General features: G+C 60.6%; 17 protein-coding genes. 9 read left to right on the forward strand and 8 right to left on the reverse strand.

Features of this window, described 5'->3' with window-relative positions; translation table 11 throughout:
- Positions 1–93: 93 nt before the first annotated feature.
- The 3 genes from HWX34_RS10930 to fabI all read right to left on the reverse strand — a co-directional run bounded on the left by HWX34_RS10930 (position 94) and on the right by fabI (position 3,020).
- Complete coding sequence (locus HWX34_RS10930) at positions 94–1,254, reverse strand: acetate/propionate family kinase (protein WP_178972268.1); 1,161 nt, start codon at positions 1,252–1,254, stop codon at positions 94–96.
- Entirely contained in the window at positions 1,251–2,180 is a 930-nt protein-coding gene (locus HWX34_RS10935) for a phosphate acetyltransferase (protein WP_178972269.1), read from the reverse strand. Before HWX34_RS10935 ends, HWX34_RS10930 begins: the two co-directional genes overlap by 4 nt.
- Before the next feature lie 63 nt (positions 2,181–2,243).
- On the reverse strand, positions 2,244–3,020 hold the full coding sequence (gene fabI / locus HWX34_RS10940) for an enoyl-ACP reductase FabI (RefSeq protein WP_178972270.1): 777 nt from the start codon (positions 3,018–3,020) through the stop codon (positions 2,244–2,246).
- Positions 3,021–3,293: 273 nt separating this feature from the next.
- Here fabI and HWX34_RS10945 point away from each other — a divergent pair, with 273 nt between their 5' ends.
- The 6 genes from HWX34_RS10945 to HWX34_RS10970 all read left to right on the forward strand — a co-directional run bounded on the left by HWX34_RS10945 (position 3,294) and on the right by HWX34_RS10970 (position 9,574).
- Positions 3,294–3,533 carry an FmdB family zinc ribbon protein gene (locus tag HWX34_RS10945; protein WP_178972271.1) on the forward strand — a complete coding sequence of 80 codons (240 nt, stop codon included), beginning with the start codon at positions 3,294–3,296 and terminating at the stop codon, positions 3,531–3,533.
- A 6-nt stretch (positions 3,534–3,539) separates the two neighbouring features.
- Entirely contained in the window at positions 3,540–4,193 is a 654-nt protein-coding gene (locus HWX34_RS10950) for a DUF502 domain-containing protein (RefSeq protein ID WP_178972272.1), read from the forward strand.
- A 79-nt stretch (positions 4,194–4,272) separates the two neighbouring features.
- The gene (gene aspS, locus HWX34_RS10955; protein ID WP_178972335.1) at positions 4,273–6,075 is read left to right on the forward strand and encodes an aspartate--tRNA ligase; all 1,803 of its coding nucleotides are present in this window, start codon (positions 4,273–4,275) and stop codon (positions 6,073–6,075) included.
- A gap of 296 nt (positions 6,076–6,371) precedes the next feature.
- Positions 6,372–6,986, forward strand: a complete 615-nt coding sequence (locus HWX34_RS10960) for a peroxiredoxin (RefSeq protein ID WP_178972273.1) — start codon at positions 6,372–6,374, stop codon at positions 6,984–6,986.
- A 120-nt stretch (positions 6,987–7,106) separates the two neighbouring features.
- Entirely contained in the window at positions 7,107–8,321 is a 1,215-nt protein-coding gene (locus tag HWX34_RS10965; RefSeq protein ID WP_178972274.1) for a diguanylate cyclase, read from the forward strand.
- Positions 8,318–9,574 (forward strand): GGDEF domain-containing protein, encoded by a 1,257-nt coding sequence (locus tag HWX34_RS10970; protein WP_178972275.1) that lies wholly within the window; start codon positions 8,318–8,320, stop codon positions 9,572–9,574. The genes HWX34_RS10965 and HWX34_RS10970 overlap by 4 nt, the downstream gene beginning before the upstream one ends.
- A gap of 4 nt (positions 9,575–9,578) precedes the next feature.
- Here HWX34_RS10970 and HWX34_RS10975 read toward each other — a convergent pair whose 3' ends face one another.
- Entirely contained in the window at positions 9,579–10,178 is a 600-nt protein-coding gene (locus HWX34_RS10975) for an arylesterase (protein ID WP_178972276.1), read from the reverse strand.
- Between HWX34_RS10975 and HWX34_RS10980 the strand changes: the two genes are divergently transcribed.
- The 3 genes from HWX34_RS10980 (at position 10,179) to HWX34_RS10990 (ending at position 13,941) form a co-directional block, all read left to right on the forward strand.
- Complete coding sequence (locus HWX34_RS10980) at positions 10,179–10,871, forward strand: ABC transporter ATP-binding protein (RefSeq protein WP_178972277.1); 693 nt, start codon at positions 10,179–10,181, stop codon at positions 10,869–10,871.
- On the forward strand, positions 10,868–13,354 hold the full coding sequence (locus HWX34_RS10985; protein ID WP_178972278.1) for an ABC transporter permease: 2,487 nt from the start codon (positions 10,868–10,870) through the stop codon (positions 13,352–13,354). Before HWX34_RS10980 ends, HWX34_RS10985 begins: the two co-directional genes overlap by 4 nt.
- A 62-nt stretch (positions 13,355–13,416) precedes the next feature.
- Positions 13,417–13,941: a DUF2946 family protein gene (locus HWX34_RS10990; RefSeq protein ID WP_178972279.1), complete on the forward strand. Its 525-nt coding sequence runs from the start codon at positions 13,417–13,419 to the stop codon at positions 13,939–13,941.
- Positions 13,942–13,963: 22 nt separating this feature from the next.
- Here the strand turns inward: HWX34_RS10990 and HWX34_RS10995 are convergent, their stop codons facing one another.
- From HWX34_RS10995 to HWX34_RS11010, 4 genes are all read right to left on the reverse strand, one after another.
- Positions 13,964–15,238 carry an MFS transporter gene (locus HWX34_RS10995; RefSeq protein ID WP_178972280.1) on the reverse strand — a complete coding sequence of 425 codons (1,275 nt, stop codon included), beginning with the start codon at positions 15,236–15,238 and terminating at the stop codon, positions 13,964–13,966.
- 2 nt (positions 15,239–15,240) lie between these two features.
- Positions 15,241–15,969, reverse strand: coding sequence for a FadR/GntR family transcriptional regulator (locus HWX34_RS11000; RefSeq protein ID WP_178972281.1), 729 nt, complete (start codon positions 15,967–15,969; stop codon positions 15,241–15,243).
- A 160-nt stretch (positions 15,970–16,129) separates the two neighbouring features.
- On the reverse strand, positions 16,130–16,399 hold the full coding sequence (locus HWX34_RS11005) for a hypothetical protein (RefSeq protein ID WP_178972282.1): 270 nt from the start codon (positions 16,397–16,399) through the stop codon (positions 16,130–16,132).
- A gap of 144 nt (positions 16,400–16,543) precedes the next feature.
- Positions 16,544–17,215: a DUF3313 domain-containing protein gene (locus HWX34_RS11010; RefSeq protein ID WP_178972283.1), complete on the reverse strand. Its 672-nt coding sequence runs from the start codon at positions 17,213–17,215 to the stop codon at positions 16,544–16,546.
- Positions 17,216–17,466: the final 251 nt, after the last annotated feature.

A 17,466-nucleotide genomic window follows, 5' to 3' on the forward strand; every position in this document is an offset into this window, starting at 1 on the left:
GCGCTGCAAGAAATGCATAAAAGCCCCGCATTGGCGGGGCTTTTTGTTTGTCTGCATGGCGCGGCTTGTTGTGCTTTTGCCACGCAATATTTTCTACTGGTTTAGCAGGGAAAACGCCTGTCTGGCCATCTCGCCTTCTTCGTCGGTATCCAGCGCATAAGCGTGGTGCTGGCTGTCTGCCGTGGTCAGCTGGCGGGCATGTGCCAGATTGGCCGCATGGTCGACAGCAAAGCCCAGCCAGCCCAGCTGGCTCAACACCCGGCCACGCACTTCTGCCGAATGCTCGCCAATGCCCGCAGTGAAGATGATGGCATCCAGCCCCTTCATGGCGGCGGCCAGCGAAGCAATTTCCCGTACGATGCGGTAGCAGTACAGCTCTACTGCTTCACGCGCAGCGGGCAGCTTGTTGGCCAGCAGTTCGCGCATATCGGCCGACAGTCCGCCGGACACACCCAGCAGGCCGGAGTTCTTGTACAGCTCGCGCCGCACCTCGCGCACCCCCATGCCTTCATGCTCCATCCAGTACAGCACCACTTCCGGGTCCAGATAGCCGGGGCGCGTTCCCATCATCAGTCCGTCCACCGCAGAAAAACCCATGCTGGAGGCCACACTTTGTCCGTGCTCGATGGCGCAGGCACTGCTGCCGCTGCCCAGATGGCACACCACCACTTTACACTCGGCCAGGTTCAGTTCCGGCAGGCGGCGGCTGATGGAGGCATAGGACAAGCCATGAAAGCCGTAACGCCGCACGCCTTCCTCATGCCAGTGCCGGGCAATGCCAAAGCGGGTGGCGACTTCCGGCTGAGTGGCATGGAAGGCGGTATCAAAGCAGGCCAGTTGTACGAGCCCGGCATCCACGGTGCGGAAGGCTTCAATCACTTGCAGGCTGACCGGCTGGTGTAGCGGGGCCAGCGGGACATAGTCATCCAGCGCCTGACAGACAGCTTCATCCAGCCGGGTGATCTGATGGAAACGACTGCCGCCGTGTACCACGCGGTGCACCACGGCGGTGACGGCAATGCCGTGATCGGCCAGGGTGTTGATCATGGCGGCCACGGCAGCTTCGCGGCTGTCATCGCCCAGCTCGCGCTCTTCCAGTTGCTGATGCAGGGTGTCGTGCAGGCTGAGGCTGGTATGCGGCTGGCCGAAGTGGTCGATCAGGCCGCGCATCAGCAACGCGCCGCCTTCCATGGCGTAGGCGCGGAACTTGAGCGTGGAAGAACCGGCATTGACAGCAATCAGGGCCTTGATCACAGGTTGGCTCCACGGCGACGGTGTGCCAGTACATTGGCGACAGCGGCAGAGGCCAGGCGGCCGGTGGCGTCTTCGGCGCGGCTGGTCAGCACAATCGGCACGCGCGCACCCATCACGATGCCGGCAGATGCCGCTGCTGCCAGGTAGGTCAGCTGTTTGGCTAGCATATTGCCGGACTCCAGCTCCGGCACCAGCAGGATGTCCGGATCACCCGCCACCGGGGAGACAATGCCCTTGGTGTCGGCCGCTTCATGCGAGATGGCATTGTCAAAAGCCAGCGGGCCATCCAGCACTGCGCCTGTAATCTGGCCGCGATCGGCCATTTTGCACAGCGCGGCGGCATCCAGCGTGGCGCGCATGGCCGGGTTGATGGTTTCCACTGCCGCCAGAATGGCCACCTTGGGGCGGGCAATACCCAGTGCATGGGTGAGGTCGATGGCGTTCTGGCAGATGTCGCGCTTGGTCATCAGGTCCGGTTCGATGCTGATGGCAGCGTCGGTAATGAACAGGTAGCGCGGATAGCTTTCCACTTTCATGATGAACACGTGGCTGATGCGGCGGTCGGTGCGGATGCCGGTGTCGCGCGCCAGTACTTCGCTCATGAATTCGTCGGTATGCAGGCTGCCCTTCATCAGGATGTCGGCATAGCCATCGCGCACCAGCTTCACCGCTTGTTCGGCCGAGGCATGGCTGTGCGGAGTGTCAATGAGTTCAAAGCGGCTGATGTCCACATCCAGCTCTTCCGCCAGCTTCAGCATTTTGCTGCGCGGGCCAATCAGGATGGGGGTGGCAATGCCGTGATCCGCGGCCTCTACCGCACCCAGCAGGGCTTCACGGCTGCAGGGGTGGGCCACGGCCATGGGCAGCGGGCCTTGTGCGGTGGCTTGTTGCAGGATGTCGTCAAATGCTTTGTCATCGCGGGTCATGGATAGTCTCCGGGTCGCGAACGCTAAAGGGGAGGGGGCCGGCTCGCGCCGGCCGTGCTGTCATCAGGCCATGATGTGGTGGCCGCCATCGACATAGATGGTTTGGCCGGTCAGGCTGCGGGCAGCATTGGAAATCAGGAAGGCGCAGGTCATGCCCACGTCTTCGATGTCCACCAGCTTGTTTTGCGGGGCGCGGGCAATGGCGTCGTCGATCAGTTGATCGAAATGGGCAATGCCGGATGCCGCGCGGGTCTTGAGCGGGCCGGGCGATACGGCATGCACACGTATGCCCTTGGGGCCCAGTTCGCTGGCCATGTACCGCGATACGCTCTCCAGCGCCGCCTTCACCGGGCCCATCATGTTGTAGTTTTCCACCACTTTGTCCGCGCCGTAGTAGCTCATGGTGATCAGCGTGCCACCGTCTTTCATCAGCGGTTCGGCATGGCGTGCCATTTCCACGAATGAATAGCAGGAAACGTGCATGGCCTGCTGGAACCCGGCTAGCGAGCAATCCACCACGCGGCCATGCAGGTCTTCCATCGGGCAAAAGGCAATGGAGTGGATGACAAAGTCCAGCTTGCCCCAGTGTTGTTCGATATCGGCAAATACCTGTTGCATCTGGCTGGGCTGTTCCACGTCCAGCGGCAGTACCAGTGGAGCTTCCAGTTTTTCGGCCAGCGGGCGGACATACTTTTCCGCCTTGGCGTTGAGGTAGGTGACGGCCACTTCGGCACCCAGTTCACGCAGCACGCTGGCGCAGCCATAAGCAATGCTGTTTTCGTTGGCGATGCCGACAATCAGGCCTTTTTTGCCACTGATGATGTTGCGAATGCTGTCCATGGAATCCTCTTGGGTTTGGCGGGTGGATGACGGGTTTGATGCATCCTGGCAGCGCGATATTGCGAGTGCGTGAAAAACAGCATTTTTGTATTGCGGCGTCAGTCGGATATAATCATCCGTTTGCGGGCTGGCGACTTGCATTTGCCTGACCTTGACCGCATTTTGCATCATAAGTCACATGGCCCACTTTATTGTGCACCGTAGCAAATTTATGTTGCACTGTAGCAAGAATATGCCATTTATGCCATTTAGATAGTGGTTGGAGCAAGGAATATGCCGATCTACGAATACCGCTGCACCGCCTGTGGCGCAGCCAAGGAACATTTGCAGAAGATGAGCGACGATCCGATCGCCCAGTGCCCGGCTTGTGGCAGTGCCGACTACCACAAGCAGCTGTCTGCTGCCGGCTTCCAGCTGAAGGGTTCTGGCTGGTATGAAACCGATTTCAAGAACGGCAGCTCCGGTGGTGGTCATAGCTGTGGTAACGGTTCTTGCGGCGGCGGGTGCGCTTAAGCCTCCATGACACACATCAAAATGACCGTACGGGGCTATCTGGTTGCCGGCCTGCTGATCTGGCTGCCGCTGGGCATTACCCTGTGGGTGCTGAGCCTGATCATCGGCTCTTTGGACCAGACGCTGAACCTGCTGCCGCATGAATGGCAGCCCGAGCAGCTGTTCGGTTTCAGCATTCCTGGCCTGGGTGTAGTGTTTGCCTTCCTGATGCTATTGGGCACCGGCATGCTGGCGGCCAATGTGCTGGGGCAAAGACTGGTGGACTTCTGGCATGGCCTGATGTCGCGCACGCCCTTCGTCAAGTCCATCTACAGCAGCGTCAAGCAGGTGAGCGATACGCTGCTGTCTGATTCCGGCCAGGCCTTCAAAAAAGCCCTGCTGGTGCGCTGGCCGCACCAGGATAGCTGGACAGTGGCTTTCCAGACCGGTTCGCCGGCACCCCAGGTGGTGGCGCAAATGGGTGAGGAAGAACATGTCAGCGTTTATGTACCGACCACACCGAACCCGACTTCCGGCTATTTCATCATGGTGCCCAAGCGCGACACGCGCGAATTGGCCATGAGTGTGGATGATGCCCTCAAGTACGTGATTTCCATGGGTGTGGTCGTCCCCGCACCGGCACCGGATGCCCAGGGCAGCAACAAAAACCAGCAAGCTTAAGCCGTCTGCCGGCCTTGTCCGGCAGATGCTCATTTGATTCAGCATGACCAATACAGAATTCAATACTAAGGGTTACCCGATGCGTACCGACTACTGCGGACTAATTGACAAGAAATACCTCGGCCAGACCGTCACCGTGAAAGGTTGGGCACATCGTCGCCGCGACCACGGTGGTGTGATCTTCATCGACCTGCGCGACCGCGAAGGCCTGGTACAGGTGGTGATTGACCCGGATACCCCGGAAGCCTTCAAGCTGGCTGACAGCAGCCGTAACGAGTACGTACTGGCCATCACCGGCGTCGTGCGCGAGCGTCCGGCCGGCACTGCCAACAGCAAGATGATTTCCGGCGAAATCGAAATCCTGGCCAAGGAAATCGAAATCCTCAATAGCGCCGCCACCCCGCCCTTCCAGATCGACGACGAGAACATCTCGGAAAACGTACGTCTGTTGAACCGCGTGATCGACCTGCGCCGCGCACCGATGCAAAAAAACCTGCGCCTGCGCTACCGCGTGGCCATGGGCGTGCGCAACCATCTGGACAAGCAGGGCTTCATCGACATCGAAACCCCGATGCTGACCCGCTCCACACCGGAAGGTGCGCGTGACTACCTGGTGCCGTCCCGCGTGCATCCGGGCGAGTTCTTTGCCCTGCCGCAATCGCCGCAGCTGTTCAAGCAGCTGCTGATGGTGGCCGGCTTCGACCGCTACTACCAGATCACCAAGTGCTTCCGCGACGAAGACCTGCGTGCTGACCGTCAGCCCGAATTCACCCAGATCGATATCGAAACCTCGTTCCTGAACGAGGACGAGATCATGGACATCACCGAAAACATGGCGCAGGAAATCTTCCGCGACGTGATGAATGTCGAGCTGGGCAAGTTCCCGCGCATGACTTACAACGATGCCATGTTCTACTACGGCTCGGACAAGCCGGACCTGCGCGTGTCGCTCAAGTTCACCGAGCTAACCGACCTGATGAAGACCGAGGAATTCAAGGTATTCCGCGGTGCCGCTGATCTGCCGAACGGCCGCGTGGTGGCCCTGCGTGTACCGGGTGGTGCTGCCCTGTCGCGCAAGGAAATCGACGAATACACCCAGTTTGTCGGTATCTATGGTGCCAAGGGTCTGGCTTACATCAAGGTCAACGACAAGAGCAAGATCACCAACGACGAAACCAGCGGCCTGCAATCCCCGATCGTCAAGTTCCTGTCGGTGGCTGCGCTGGAAGAAATCATCGCCCGTACCGGTGCTGACAACGGCGACATCATCTTCTTCGGTGCCGACAAGGCCAAGGTGGTGAACGAAGCCATTGGCGCGCTGCGTATCAAGATTGGCCACGAGCATGGCGAGAAGGGTGGTTACTTCGTACGCGAATGGCGTCCGCTGTGGGTGGTGGACTTCCCGATGTTCGAGCACGACGAAGAAGCTGACCGCTGGACTGCTTGCCACCATCCGTTCACCAGCCCGAAACCGGGTCACGAAGACCTGATGGATACCGATCCGGGTGCTTGCCTGGCGCGTGCCTACGACATGGTGCTGAATGGTTGGGAAATCGGCGGTGGTTCGGTGCGTATTCACCGTGCCGATGTACAGGAAAAGGTATTCGCGGCGCTGAAGATTACCCCGGAAGAGCAGCAGAACAAGTTCGGCTTCCTGCTGGACAACCTGAAGTTCGGCGCGCCGCCGCATGGTGGCCTGGCCTTTGGTCTGGACCGTCTGGTGACCCTGATGGCCGGTGCCGAGTCCATCCGCGACGTGATTGCCTTCCCCAAGACCCAGCGCGCCCAGTGTCTGCTGACCAATGCCCCGAATGCGGTGGACGACAAGCAGCTGCGCGAACTGAACCTGCGTCTGCGCCAGAAAGCCGAACCGGCCGCCTGAGCCTGATGGCGGTGGCAGCAAACAAGAACGGACACCCAGGTGTCCGTTTTTTCATGCTGCAAGTCAGCAGGCATAAGCTGTTCGGAAAGCGAGGCTTGAAACCAAAGCGGGCTGCCCGCATTTGCTAAAGATGGCCAGCTGGGCGAGTTGGCTATTGTGAAACTTTATCGACACGATATGGATTTACAATTTGCTCGTCCTCTGCCGCCTGATTTATAAAGCTCCCGCATTCCGCAGCGTTTTCGTATTGCCCGATACCGCAAACGCTGCCACATCAACAACACAAGGAGATCCGCATGGCCGTACTCGTTGGTAAGCAAGCACCGTTCTTCGCAGGTGAAAAAACCTTCTCCGCCGTTCTGGGCGATGGTCAGATTGTTGACAACTACTCCTTCCAAGAAGCCACTGCCGGTAAATACGCCGTGGTGTTCTTCTACCCGCTGGACTTCACCTTTGTTTGCCCGTCCGAGCTGATCGCTTTCGATCACCGCCTGGCTGAATTCAAGGCTCGCAATGTAGAAGTGATCGGCGTGTCCATCGACAGCCAGTTCACCCACGCTGCATGGCGCAATACCCCGGTGGAAAAGGGTGGCATCGGCGAAGTTGGCTACACCCTGGTGGCTGACATCCAGCACGAGCTGTGCAAGGCCTTTGATGTAGAAGCCGAGGGTGGTGTGGCCTTCCGTGGTTCCTTCCTGATCGACAAGGCTGGCGTGGTACAGCATCAGGTTGTCAACAACCTGCCGCTGGGCCGCAATGTGGATGAAATGATCCGCATGGTGGACGCACTGCAATTCACCGAAGAGCACGGTGAAGTGTGCCCGGCTGGCTGGAACAAAGGCAAGAAGGGCATGAAGCCGAGCGCCGAGGGCGTGGCTTCCTACCTGGCTGAAAACGCTGCCCAGCTGTAATCGACCTTGCTGATCGGCACTGCCGGTCTGCCATGTTGTGTGAAACCCCGCCATCGCGCGGGGTTTTTCATGTGATCTGCTATATCTTATTAACAGACCAAGCAGATAGCGGAGGCTAATTTGAGCACGTCTCCAGCCGGAGAGGACGCGGCAGTCCAGTTGCACATCATCAGGCGCTTTCGCGCCGCATTGCCTTATTCGACTGTGGGCGGGGCCTTGCTGGCGGTTGCCATGTCCTGGCACGCGCCCTTGCGCAATGTCTTGCTCTGGTGGGGCGTGCTGATTATCTGGCAGGGCCTTTATGCCCAATGCGTCAAGCATTGGCTGAATGCTGCGACTGATACTGGACTGTCGCCGCGCCAGTTTCACGGTTTTGTCCTGATGACCACCCTGGCTGCCATCTGGTGGGGCAGTGCTGTCTGGTGGCTGGTGCCGGATGGCGACCCGCTCTACCTGATTGTGGTGATGCTGTGGCTGGCGGCCGTTGCTGCTTCTTATGCCGCTTACCTGACTGGCATTCGTGCCTTGCCCTTGCTGGTGCTGGGCCTGATGTTGCTGACAGTACAGCCCCGCCTGTGGATGGCGGACTCCCCGGTACTACACCTGGCTGGCTTGTCCGTGCTGTTGTTTACCGTAGTACTGATCACCATGACCTGGCCCTTGCATCGTTATTTGCGGGAAAACTACGCTGCACGCGAAGAGAATAATCGCTTGCTGCAAGACATGACGGCTCAGCAAGACACACTGGACCAGTACAACCAGCAACTGGAACAACGCGGTCGCGAACTGGATGCCGCACTGGCGCGTGTGGAAACCCTGGTGGCACATGATCCGCTGACCGGGGTGTTGAGCCGGCGTGCCATCATGATTCAGGCCGACCACCTGCTGGTGGAAGCGGTGGCCGGCAAGCCCTTTTGTTTGGCCATGCTGGACCTGGACCATTTCAAATCCATCAACGACGGTTATGGGCATCTGGTGGGAGATGAAGTGCTGCGTCAGGTTTGTCGTCTGGTCGGCGCGCAAATGCGCTGTAACGATAGCCTGGGCCGCTATGGCGGCGAGGAATTCATGCTGCTACTGGAGGGCATGAGCCTTGAGGCTGCCATGCTGCGGCTGGAGAATATCCGGGAGGAGATTGCCCGGCATGATTGGTCCGGCTTGCTGGACAAGCGCGGGGTGACCGTGTCGATGGGCTTGCTGCACTGGCAGCCGGGGCTGGATTTGCCACAGCTGATCAAGCGGGCGGACGACTTGCTGTATGCCGCCAAACGCGCAGGGCGCAATCAGGTGCTGACCGAGGCGCTGGCTCGGCAACTGGTCGGGGGGAATGCATGAAACGGCTGGCGTATCTGCAACAGGAAAGCCCCCACTGGCGTGAAGAGGCCGACCTGACCCGTTATTTTGTCGATGCGGCCTACCAGTCCATTGGCCCTGCCGTGTGCAGTACCCCCTTGTTGGCCTGGATTGCTTACGGACACGCCTCGTTATGGCGCATGTTGTGCTGGATGGCGCTGTTCTGGCTGGTGGAGTGGCGGCTGATTCTGGTGGTCCGTCACTTTCGTCAGCACGATACCCATCCGCTGGTGGTCTATCAGTACTACCCGGCGGTGAGGGATTGCCTGTTAGCCAGCAGCCTGCTGTGGGGCAGCTGTATCTGGTTCATGGCACCCATCCAGCCGGACCGGCCTTATGAAATGCTGCTATTGCTGTGGGTGTCAGGCATTTTCGCCTTGTTGTGCATCATGATGGCCGCCTGCCGGGATATTCATGTGCTGTTTTTTGCCGCCTTCTGGGCCTTCCCGGTGTTTTCCTTGCTCAATGACGGACAGCGGCTGGAGCTGGTGGCACTGCTGGGGGTGGTGTTGTACCTGCTGTCGCAATGGCGTTTTGTACGTGGTTTCCGCCAGACCCTGTTCGAGACGGTGCAACTCAAGCATGCCAATCAAAGCATGATGGAACAGCTGGTGGAGATGCATGTGCAAGCCAGCATGAAACGCGAAAGCCTGGAACAGAATCGTCTGGCACTGCAAACTGCACTGGCCGAGGGAGAACGTCTGCTGGAGTGTGATGCCCTGACTGGCTGTTTCAATCAGCGGGCATTGCGTCGCCAACTGGATCAATATGCTGCTGACAGTCTGGAAAACGGCCAGGGCTGGTCCTTGTCTATTCTGGACCTGGACCACTTCAAACAGGTGAACGATACCTTTGGTCATCAGGCTGGCGATGCGGTTCTGGAGCAGCTGGTGCACAAAGTATGCGAATTACTGCCAGAAGACATGCAATTGTACCGCTATGGCGGTGAAGAGTTTGTCGTGCTGGCCCCCCGGCAGTCTGCAGCTGCATTGGCCGCGGTGCTGGATGCCATTCGCCAGCAACTGTCGACCTCGCGCTGGGATGCGCTACCGGCCTCCTGGCAACAAACCATCTCTGCCGGTGTGGTGGCCTGTGAGCCAGGCCACCCGGTCAATCACAGCCTGCAGCAGGCTGACATGGCGCTCTATGCTGCCAAGCATCGCGGCCGCAATCGCATCTGCATGGCCAGCGAGCTGGCCACCCCTGTGCTGCAGGGGTTCTCCCATTCCTCCTGAGGCCTTATTTCAACGGCAGCTTGGCCTTGACGGTGTGCATCATGGTAGCTTGTACGCTGGCCACCGGATGTAGCCCGTCCGGCTGGAATTTGCTGATGTCAGTGGCAAAGCCTGCCACCAGCAGCGGAACGTAGGCCAGCTGGTTGCGCTTGGCAACACGGTCGTACACCGCGCGGAACTCTGTGGTGTATTGCGGGCCATAGTTGCTTGGCAAGGCCATGCCCACCAGCACCACCCGGGCTGCCGCCTTGCGCGACAGGTCTACCATCTGCTGCAGGTTGTTTTCCATGCGGTTCAGCGGCAAGCCACGCAGGCCATCGTTGGCACCCAGTTCCAGCACCACGATGTCGGGCTTGTGACGGCGCAGGGCATCGGGCAGCCGCGCGAGGCCCCCGTCGCTGGTTTCGCCTGAGATGCTGGCATTGATAATCCGGTGCTTTGGCTCCAGATCCTGTTGTAACAGGCTGACCCAGCCTTGCCCCGGTGTCAGGCCGTAACCGGCCGACAGGCTGTCGCCCATCACCAGAATGGTGGCGGCGCTGACCGGCAAGGCCAGCAGGCTGATGCACAGCGTGCACCACAGCTTCAATTTTGCAGAAAGCATATGACTCCAATACATGACAAGGCGGTATTGTCGGCGCGGGATCTGGCCAAACAAGTTGTTTTCAACGGGGCACCGCTGGACATCCTGCACGCAGCCAGCCTGAGCGTACAACCAGGGGAGAGCGTAGCCATTGTCGGCGCCTCCGGTTCTGGCAAATCCACCTTGCTGTCCTTGCTGGCCGGACTGGACCAGCCCAGCCAGGGCGAAGTCTCCCTGTTTGGTCAGTCACTGTCCGGCCTGAGCGAGGATGGCCGTGCTCTGCTGCGCAGGGACAAGGTGGGGTTCGTGTTCCAGAATTTCCAGTTGATGCCGCAACTGACGGCACTGGAAAACGTGATGCTGCCGCTGGAACTGGCCGGGCGCAAAGATGCCCGTGATACCGCCAGCCAGATGCTGGGCCATGTCGGCCTGGCACACCGGCTGCGTCATTATCCCAAGCATCTGTCCGGGGGCGAGCAGCAACGCGTGGCGCTGGCGCGGGCGTTTGCCATCCATCCGGGCATCCTGTTTGCCGATGAGCCGACCGGGAATCTGGATGCCGCTACCGGCCGCCAGATCATCGACCTCTTGTTCCAGCTCAATAGCGAACAGCATACCTCGCTGGTGCTGGTGACTCACGACAATGAACTGGCCAGCCGCTGCGATGCCATCTACCGTCTGGTGGATGGCCGTCTGAACGGAGCACGCGCATGAGCTGGTGGAGCCGCTTGTTGCTGGCCGCCCGCTTTGTGCGGCGCGAAATCGTTTCCGGCGAACTGAGCATACTGGCGCTGGCGCTATTGGTGGCGGTGACGGCGCTCACCAGTGTCAGCTTCTTTTCCGACCGGGTGGCGCGGGCGCTCACCACCCAGGCCACCCAGCTGCTGGCAGCTGACCTGGTGCTCAACGGCAATCAGCCGGCACCGGTCGCCATCCGTCAGGAGGCACAACGCCGCGGCTTGCAAGTGACCGATAACATCAGCTTCCCTTCCATGGTGTTTGCCCAGGGGCAGGCCACGCTGGCCACCTACAAGGCAGTCAGCAACAGCTACCCCCTGCGCGGTGAAGTCACCGTGCGCCGGGTGGACGGCCAGTTGCAGACGGGCCGCCTGCATCCGGCAGCCGGCATGGTATGGGCCGATGCGCGTCTGCTGCGCAAGCTGGGAGTGAAGTTGGGTGAGCATATCAATGTCGGCAATATCTCCTTGCAACTGGATGGTGAAATCCTGCGCGAGCCGGACGGCGCTATGGATTTGTACAATTTTGTGCCACGACTGATGTTCAATAGCGCCGACCTGGCCGCCACCGGGCTGATTCAGGAAGGCAGCCGTGCGCGCTGGCGGCTGATGCTGGCCGGGGATGACCGGCAAATCAGCGACCTGCGGCAATGGCTGGCGGCACGCTTACCGCCGGGCAGCCGGTTGGAAAACGTGGAAGAAGCGCGGCCGGAAATCCGCACTGCGCTGGAACGGGCCCGCCGCTTCCTGGGCCTCACTGCCATGCTGACTGTCGCCTTGTCTGCCGCTGCGGTGGCCCTGGCCGTGCGACGTTATCTGGCGCGGCACTGGCAGTCGGTGGCGGTTTTGCGTTGCATGGGGCTGACTTCATCCGAGGTGCTGGGCCTGTTTGTCTGCCTGTTCCTGTTATTGGGCTTGCTCAGTGGCGTGCTCGGTGCGCTGGCAGGCTTTGCCGTGCAGCTGGGGCTGATGCAGCTGAGCAGCCGTTTTGTCGGCGAGGTGCTACCCAACCCTGGCTGGCAAAGCTGGTTGCTGGGGCCTGCGGCATCGCTGCTGTTACTGGCGGGCCTCGCCTTACCGCCACTGCTGGCGATTCGTCAGGTACCGCCGCTGGCCGTGCTGCGCAATGATGTTCCGCTGCTGCGCAGCAGTCTGGTGGCCCCCTTGCTGGCCGTGCTGGTGTTGCTGCTGCTGGCAGCATGGCAGATGGATGATCTGGCACTGGCCGCCTGGTTGCTGGGCGGCATGCTGGCATTTTTTGCCGGGGTCGGGCTGCTGGCCTGGGGCATGCTGTCCTTGTTGCGTCGCTTGCCGGCAGGGCGGCAGGTAGGTTGGCGTTACGGGGTGGCGAACCTGGCGCGCCGTCCCTGGCTGGCCATCGTGCAGATCGTGGCATTGGCGGTGGGCATCATGGCCTTGCTCACCCTGACTGTGGTGCGTGACGACCTGATTACCGCCTGGCAACAAAGTGTGCCTACGGATGCGCCCAACAAGTTTGTCATCAATATCCAGCAAGGCCAGCGTGCCGGGCTGCAACAGCAGTTTGCTGCAGCGGGTCTGCCACCGCCGGAATTGTCGCCGATGATTCGTGGTCGTCTGCTGGCCATCAACGAAAAGCCGGTACGACCTTCTGCGCTGCAGGATGAGCAGGCCAGGCGGCTGGCCGAACGGGAATTCAATCTGTCCTGGCGCGATGCGCTGCCGGAAGGCAACCACTTGGTGGCCGGGCAATGGTGGCAGGCAAAAGCGAAGCCGCAGTTTTCCGTAGAGCAGGGCCTGGCCCGGACGCTGGGCATCCGTCTGGGGGATACCCTGGCCTTTGATATCGGCGGCAGCACTTATCGTGCCAAAGTGACCAGCCTGCGCAGCGTGGCCTGGGATAGTTTCCGGGTGAATTTCTTCGTGCTGGCCCCGCCGTCCTTGTTGCAGCAACAGCCAGCCAGCTGGATCAGCAGCTTCCATCTGGATGCCGCTCAGGAAGACTTTGCCAACCGGCTGGTTGCGGCCTTCCCCAATATCACCATCATTGATGTCAGCGCTATTCTGGCTGAAGTGCGTGCCATGGTAGACAAGCTGACCCGCGCCATCGAGGCCATGTTTGTGCTGGCGCTGGCAGCTGGTGTGCTGGTGTTGTGGGCGGCACTGGCCGCCACGCGCGACGAGCGCCTGTTTGATATTGCCCTGATGCGGGCACTCGGTGCGTCGGACCGTCAGGTTCGCGCGGTGATTCTGACCGAGCTGGCCTGGCTGGGGGCTTTCACCGGCCTGCTGGCGGCACTGGGGGCGATGGGCGTTGGCGGTATTGCCGCCAGCAAGCTGTTCAACCTGCCGTGGAACATCAATGCCAGTTTGCTGCCATTGGGCATGGGCTGTGGCATGCTGGTGGTGATGCTGGCGGGGTGGCCCCTGGTGGGCCGGGTGACACGCACCTCGCCACTGGCGGTATTGCGTTCGGTATGAGCGGTGTCAGGCGACGCCGCCCCATGATAAAGCAGGCAAGGAAGCCTGCAAGGAGTTTGGAGATGGATTCCCAGGTATTGGCTGCCATGGCCAAGTGGCCCAATGTCCCGGCGGTATTCGGCTGGCTGCGGCTGGATGCCCGCGGTCAGTGGTGGATACGAGAGGAAAGGCTGCATCACGATGGCATGGTGGCGTTCTTTAACCGCAATTACAGCCGTGATGCCCAGGGGCGTTATTACGTACAGAACGGGCCGCAAAAAGTGTTTGTCAGCCTGGATGCCGCTCCGTTGGTGGCACGCTGGCAGGATGGCCGTTGGGAAACCCTGCCGTGTGACGACGATGTGCAGGCCCGCGAGGCCTTCATGACCGATGACGGACAGCTCTTCATCGAAATCGCCGGAGAACTGGCCGTGGTGGATGACCGCGACTTGCCGGACATCGCCGCCGCAGGCATGGCTGGCTGGGATGGTGACATCTCCCGTCTGCCGGGCAGCTTGCAACTGGCCGCGCACCCCTTGCCCTTGAGCCGCCACAGTCTGGCTGAATTGTGGCAGCGTTATGGGGTGGTGGCCCGGCCGCACGCCTGAAGCGCAAGTGGTGCACCCGGATTCAATCCAGCCGCCGGGCCCTTGCATTTACCGTTTTCTTTCTGCCGGCCAGTACACCTGCACATAGCGCTGTTATGGCAATGCCGCCAAACAACCAGCCCACTGGTGCCCAGTTGCCTGCCATGTCGTGGATGATGCCGGCGGCCAGCGGGCCGCATGCGGCCAAGGTATAACCCACCCCCTGTGCCATGCCCGACAGATGGGCGGCCACATGGGCATCCGGCGCGCGAAGCACCAGCAGGCTCAAGGCCATGCTGAAAGCGCCACCCTGCCCGATACCCAGCAATACCGCCCATGCCCACAGCTGGCCGACCGGCGCATACAACATGCCCAGCAGCCCGGCCAGGGTGAGAAGCATCACGCAGGCAATGGGCAAGCGTTGGTCCCTTCCGCGCTGAGCCAGCAAGGGTACGCCCAGCGAGGACAGCACCTGCGTCATGATGGACAGCGACATCAGCAGTCCGGCTTGCAAGGGCGTGAGGCCCCGTTCGATCAGCATGGACGGCATCCAGCCAAACACGATGTAAGACAGCGAAGATTGCAAACCCATATAGGCGGTCACTTGCCAGGCCAATGCATCGCGCCACAAGCCGCTGACCTGCCAGTGGCCGGCATGCTGTGCTTGTCGCGCTGACAGCTGCGGCCACCAGGCGATGAAAGCCAGCAAGGCCGTTGTGGCCCAGAACGCCAGTGCCGCTTGCCAGCTGTGGCCAAACAGCTGATCCAGCGGCACGGTGGCACCGGCTGCCAGCGCGGCACCCAGACACAAGGCCATGGTGTACACCCCGGTCATCAGCCCGGCCCGGTCGGCAAAATCCCGTTTGACAATACCCGGCAGCAGCACACCGCAAATGCCGATGGCCGCCCCGGATAGCAAGGCACCCAGCAACAGGCCGACATACCCAAGCTGGCTGCGCAGCAGGATGCCGATGCTCAGCAGCAACAGTGCACCGGCAATGCTGCGTTCACTGCCATAGCGGCGCGCCAGCTGTGGTGCCAACGGGCCGAACAGCCCCAGACACAACACCGGCAGGGTGGTGAGCAGGCTGGCCATGGTGGCCGTCAGACCCAGGTCGTGCTTTACCTGGTCCAGCACTGGGGCCAGGCTGGAAAGTGCAGGTCGCAGATTGATGCCGATCAGCACCATACCCAGCACCAGCATGGCACGTGTGCGGACCGGAGGAGGCTGTTGTTGCACGCCTTCGTCGTCGATTTCGGCATCAATCAGTAATTCTTCTGCCAGCAGCTTGCTGGTGTCGGGTAATGGAGGGGGCATGCTCAATCTCGTGTAGTTGTCGGTGGGGTGATGCTGGCCGGGCTGGGGGGCAACAGGCTGTCCAGTACTTGCAATAGCGGCTGGGTGACTGCAGCGGCAGCTTCGCCAGCGGCCTTGCCATCACCATGGGCAATGGCATCGACGATGGCCTGATGCGAGGCCAGGTCCGGGTCGGGCAGGGCTTCGTCATGCATGGTGCGCAGGATGCTGTCCTGTACCGTCAGAGTGAAATAGCGGTACAGCTCGGCCAGTGCCGCATTGCCACTGGCCTCGGCAATGGCCAGGTGAAAGTCCAGGTCGCGGTTGATGAAGTCGGCGGGGTCCGGATACTGCTGTTGCTCACCGCGTAGCGTCAGCAGGCGGGCTATGCGTGCCACGTCCTGCGGGCTGGCGCGTAGTGCTGCCAGACGGGCGGTGTGTTCTTCCAGCAGGGCGCGGACTTCCAGCTGCTCGCGCAGGCTGGCCCGGCTGATGGCCCGCATGGCCTCGGCGGGGCTGGTGGTGGCCCGGACATAAGTGCCGTCCCCCTGCCGTACCTCCAGCAAACCGGCATACAGCAATACCCGCACGGCCTCGCGCACGGTGTTGCGGCTGATGCCCAGCAGGGCTGCCAGTTCCGGTTCGGTGGGAATGCGGCTGTCCACCGGCCATTGACCGGCGGCCAGTCGTTGGCCGATATCCTCGACGGCCAGGTCTACCAGCGAGCGTCTGGCTTGATGCAGTAGCGGCATGTTTTGTCTCTATTCATCCAATCATCCGATGTATTTTGACGTGAGCAGGGGGGATGAGGCAAGTTTTACTGGGAGTGGGGAGTGGGGAGTGGGGAGTGGGGAGTGGGGAGTGGGGAGTGGGGAGTGGGGAGTGGCGGGCCGTGATGGCCCGCCGGCATGCTTACTTGGGTGCGGAAGCTGCGTCTTTCACGCACTTCTTCACAAAGCTGTTCTTGGCGGCACCGGCCAGTTTCTTGTCGGCAGCCTTGCCTTCGCACATGGCTTGCGGTGCAGCAGCCTTGCTGTCCTTCTCACACTTTTTCAGGAAGCTGGTCTTGGCGGCACCCGCCAGTTTCTTCTCGGCCGCCTTGGCATCACAGCTGGCGTCGGCTGCCAGAGCAACATTGGCAGTGGCCAGGGTCAACAGTGCCATCATCACGAATTTGCGCATTGCAGTTTCCTTTTGGTTGAGTGGGAAGCATCCCGGTTATCAAGCAGAATATTCTGCTGCTTGTGCAGCGTAACATAAACGGATTTTACGGCTTTATCCATTACGGATTGTTACAGCGCTTGTCAGTGTTTGTTCCTGATGCAATCACTGGGCTGGCGACAACGCACGGGCCAGCTGGCTGGCGTTCTTGGCCGTCCAGTTTTTAATCATCTTCTTCAGCAAATCTGCAGTGATCGCTTCATCCTTGGTTTTGCTGCCCGGGTTCTCGATCAGATTGACGCCACCTGCCAGCAAGGTGTGATCCTGCGCGTCTTCAAGTTGGCCCATGGTGGACACTTTCAGCAGATAGGGGTCGGTGCCGGTGGCGAAGCGTGCCAGATTGAAAGCCGCCTTGATGGGCAGGATGTCGCTGACCGCCAGGCCGGGCTTGTCCTGCTGAAAACCGGTGACTGCCAGGCGCAGGCGTGCCACCCCCGGCCCCGGTTCGGTTACCACCCGGATTTTCTCCTTGCGCAGTGCGGTTTCCATGCTCATGCGGTAGTAGCTGTCGATCTTGTTTCTTTCCGCGGCAACCAATAGCTGCCAATTGCCGTCGTTCTGCCGCTCCAGAAAGGACAGCGGCTCCAGAATGACTGCGTGATACTGTTTCAGATCTACGCCGGGTTTGAGATAAATCATCTGGCCGGGCACTTTGGGATTGGGCTGGAAGGCCTCCGGCGGCAGATTGAACAAATGCTGCTGATTTTCCTCGGCCATGGCGTAATGGCCGAGGCTTAGGGCGACGATGGCGCAGGCAAGGCGGAAAAACGGTTTCATTGCAGATGTCTCCGGTATGAGGTGTGCTGCATGGGAGAAGGCGGCGGGCCGGGAGTTCCCGCATATTGACCGCCAGGCACAGCGCTTACTATAGCTGTTATGACATTGTACTGCTTGCTCGCATGCAAACCCGGCCAATGGCTGGCATACCGCACGCCGGTCCATGCGGCATGCCAGCGGCGGCCCTAGCTGGTATCATCACAGCCTTGCCCAATCACCTTGTCGTCAATATCTGCCGTGCCTGCCAAACC

This window comes from Aquitalea sp. LB_tupeE (assembly GCF_013391415.1).
Lineage (GTDB): Bacteria > Pseudomonadota > Gammaproteobacteria > Burkholderiales > Chromobacteriaceae > Aquitalea.

What these genes read in the sequence shown, in the direction of transcription:
- HWX34_RS10960 (WP_178972273.1), top strand. Translation starts at nt 6,372, where the DNA reads ATGGCCGTACTCGTTGGTAAGCAAGCACCGTTCTTCGCAGGTGAAAAA.
- HWX34_RS10985 (WP_178972278.1), top strand. Translation starts at nt 10,868, where the DNA reads ATGAGCTGGTGGAGCCGCTTGTTGCTGGCCGCCCGCTTTGTGCGGCGC.
- HWX34_RS10935 (WP_178972269.1), bottom strand. Translation starts at nt 2,180, where the DNA reads ATGACCCGCGATGACAAAGCATTTGACGACATCCTGCAACAAGCCACC.
- HWX34_RS10945 (WP_178972271.1), top strand. Translation starts at nt 3,294, where the DNA reads ATGCCGATCTACGAATACCGCTGCACCGCCTGTGGCGCAGCCAAGGAA.
- fabI (WP_178972270.1), bottom strand. Translation starts at nt 3,020, where the DNA reads ATGGACAGCATTCGCAACATCATCAGTGGCAAAAAAGGCCTGATTGTC.
- HWX34_RS11000 (WP_178972281.1), bottom strand. Translation starts at nt 15,969, where the DNA reads ATGCCGCTACTGCATCAAGCCAGACGCTCGCTGGTAGACCTGGCCGTC.
- HWX34_RS10990 (WP_178972279.1), top strand. Translation starts at nt 13,417, where the DNA reads ATGGATTCCCAGGTATTGGCTGCCATGGCCAAGTGGCCCAATGTCCCG.
- HWX34_RS10950 (WP_178972272.1), top strand. Translation starts at nt 3,540, where the DNA reads ATGACACACATCAAAATGACCGTACGGGGCTATCTGGTTGCCGGCCTG.
- aspS (WP_178972335.1), top strand. Translation starts at nt 4,273, where the DNA reads ATGCGTACCGACTACTGCGGACTAATTGACAAGAAATACCTCGGCCAG.
- HWX34_RS10995 (WP_178972280.1), bottom strand. Translation starts at nt 15,238, where the DNA reads ATGCCCCCTCCATTACCCGACACCAGCAAGCTGCTGGCAGAAGAATTA.
- HWX34_RS11005 (WP_178972282.1), bottom strand. Translation starts at nt 16,399, where the DNA reads ATGCGCAAATTCGTGATGATGGCACTGTTGACCCTGGCCACTGCCAAT.
- HWX34_RS10970 (WP_178972275.1), top strand. Translation starts at nt 8,318, where the DNA reads ATGAAACGGCTGGCGTATCTGCAACAGGAAAGCCCCCACTGGCGTGAA.
- HWX34_RS11010 (WP_178972283.1), bottom strand. Translation starts at nt 17,215, where the DNA reads ATGAAACCGTTTTTCCGCCTTGCCTGCGCCATCGTCGCCCTAAGCCTC.
- HWX34_RS10980 (WP_178972277.1), top strand. Translation starts at nt 10,179, where the DNA reads ATGACTCCAATACATGACAAGGCGGTATTGTCGGCGCGGGATCTGGCC.
- HWX34_RS10975 (WP_178972276.1), bottom strand. Translation starts at nt 10,178, where the DNA reads ATGCTTTCTGCAAAATTGAAGCTGTGGTGCACGCTGTGCATCAGCCTG.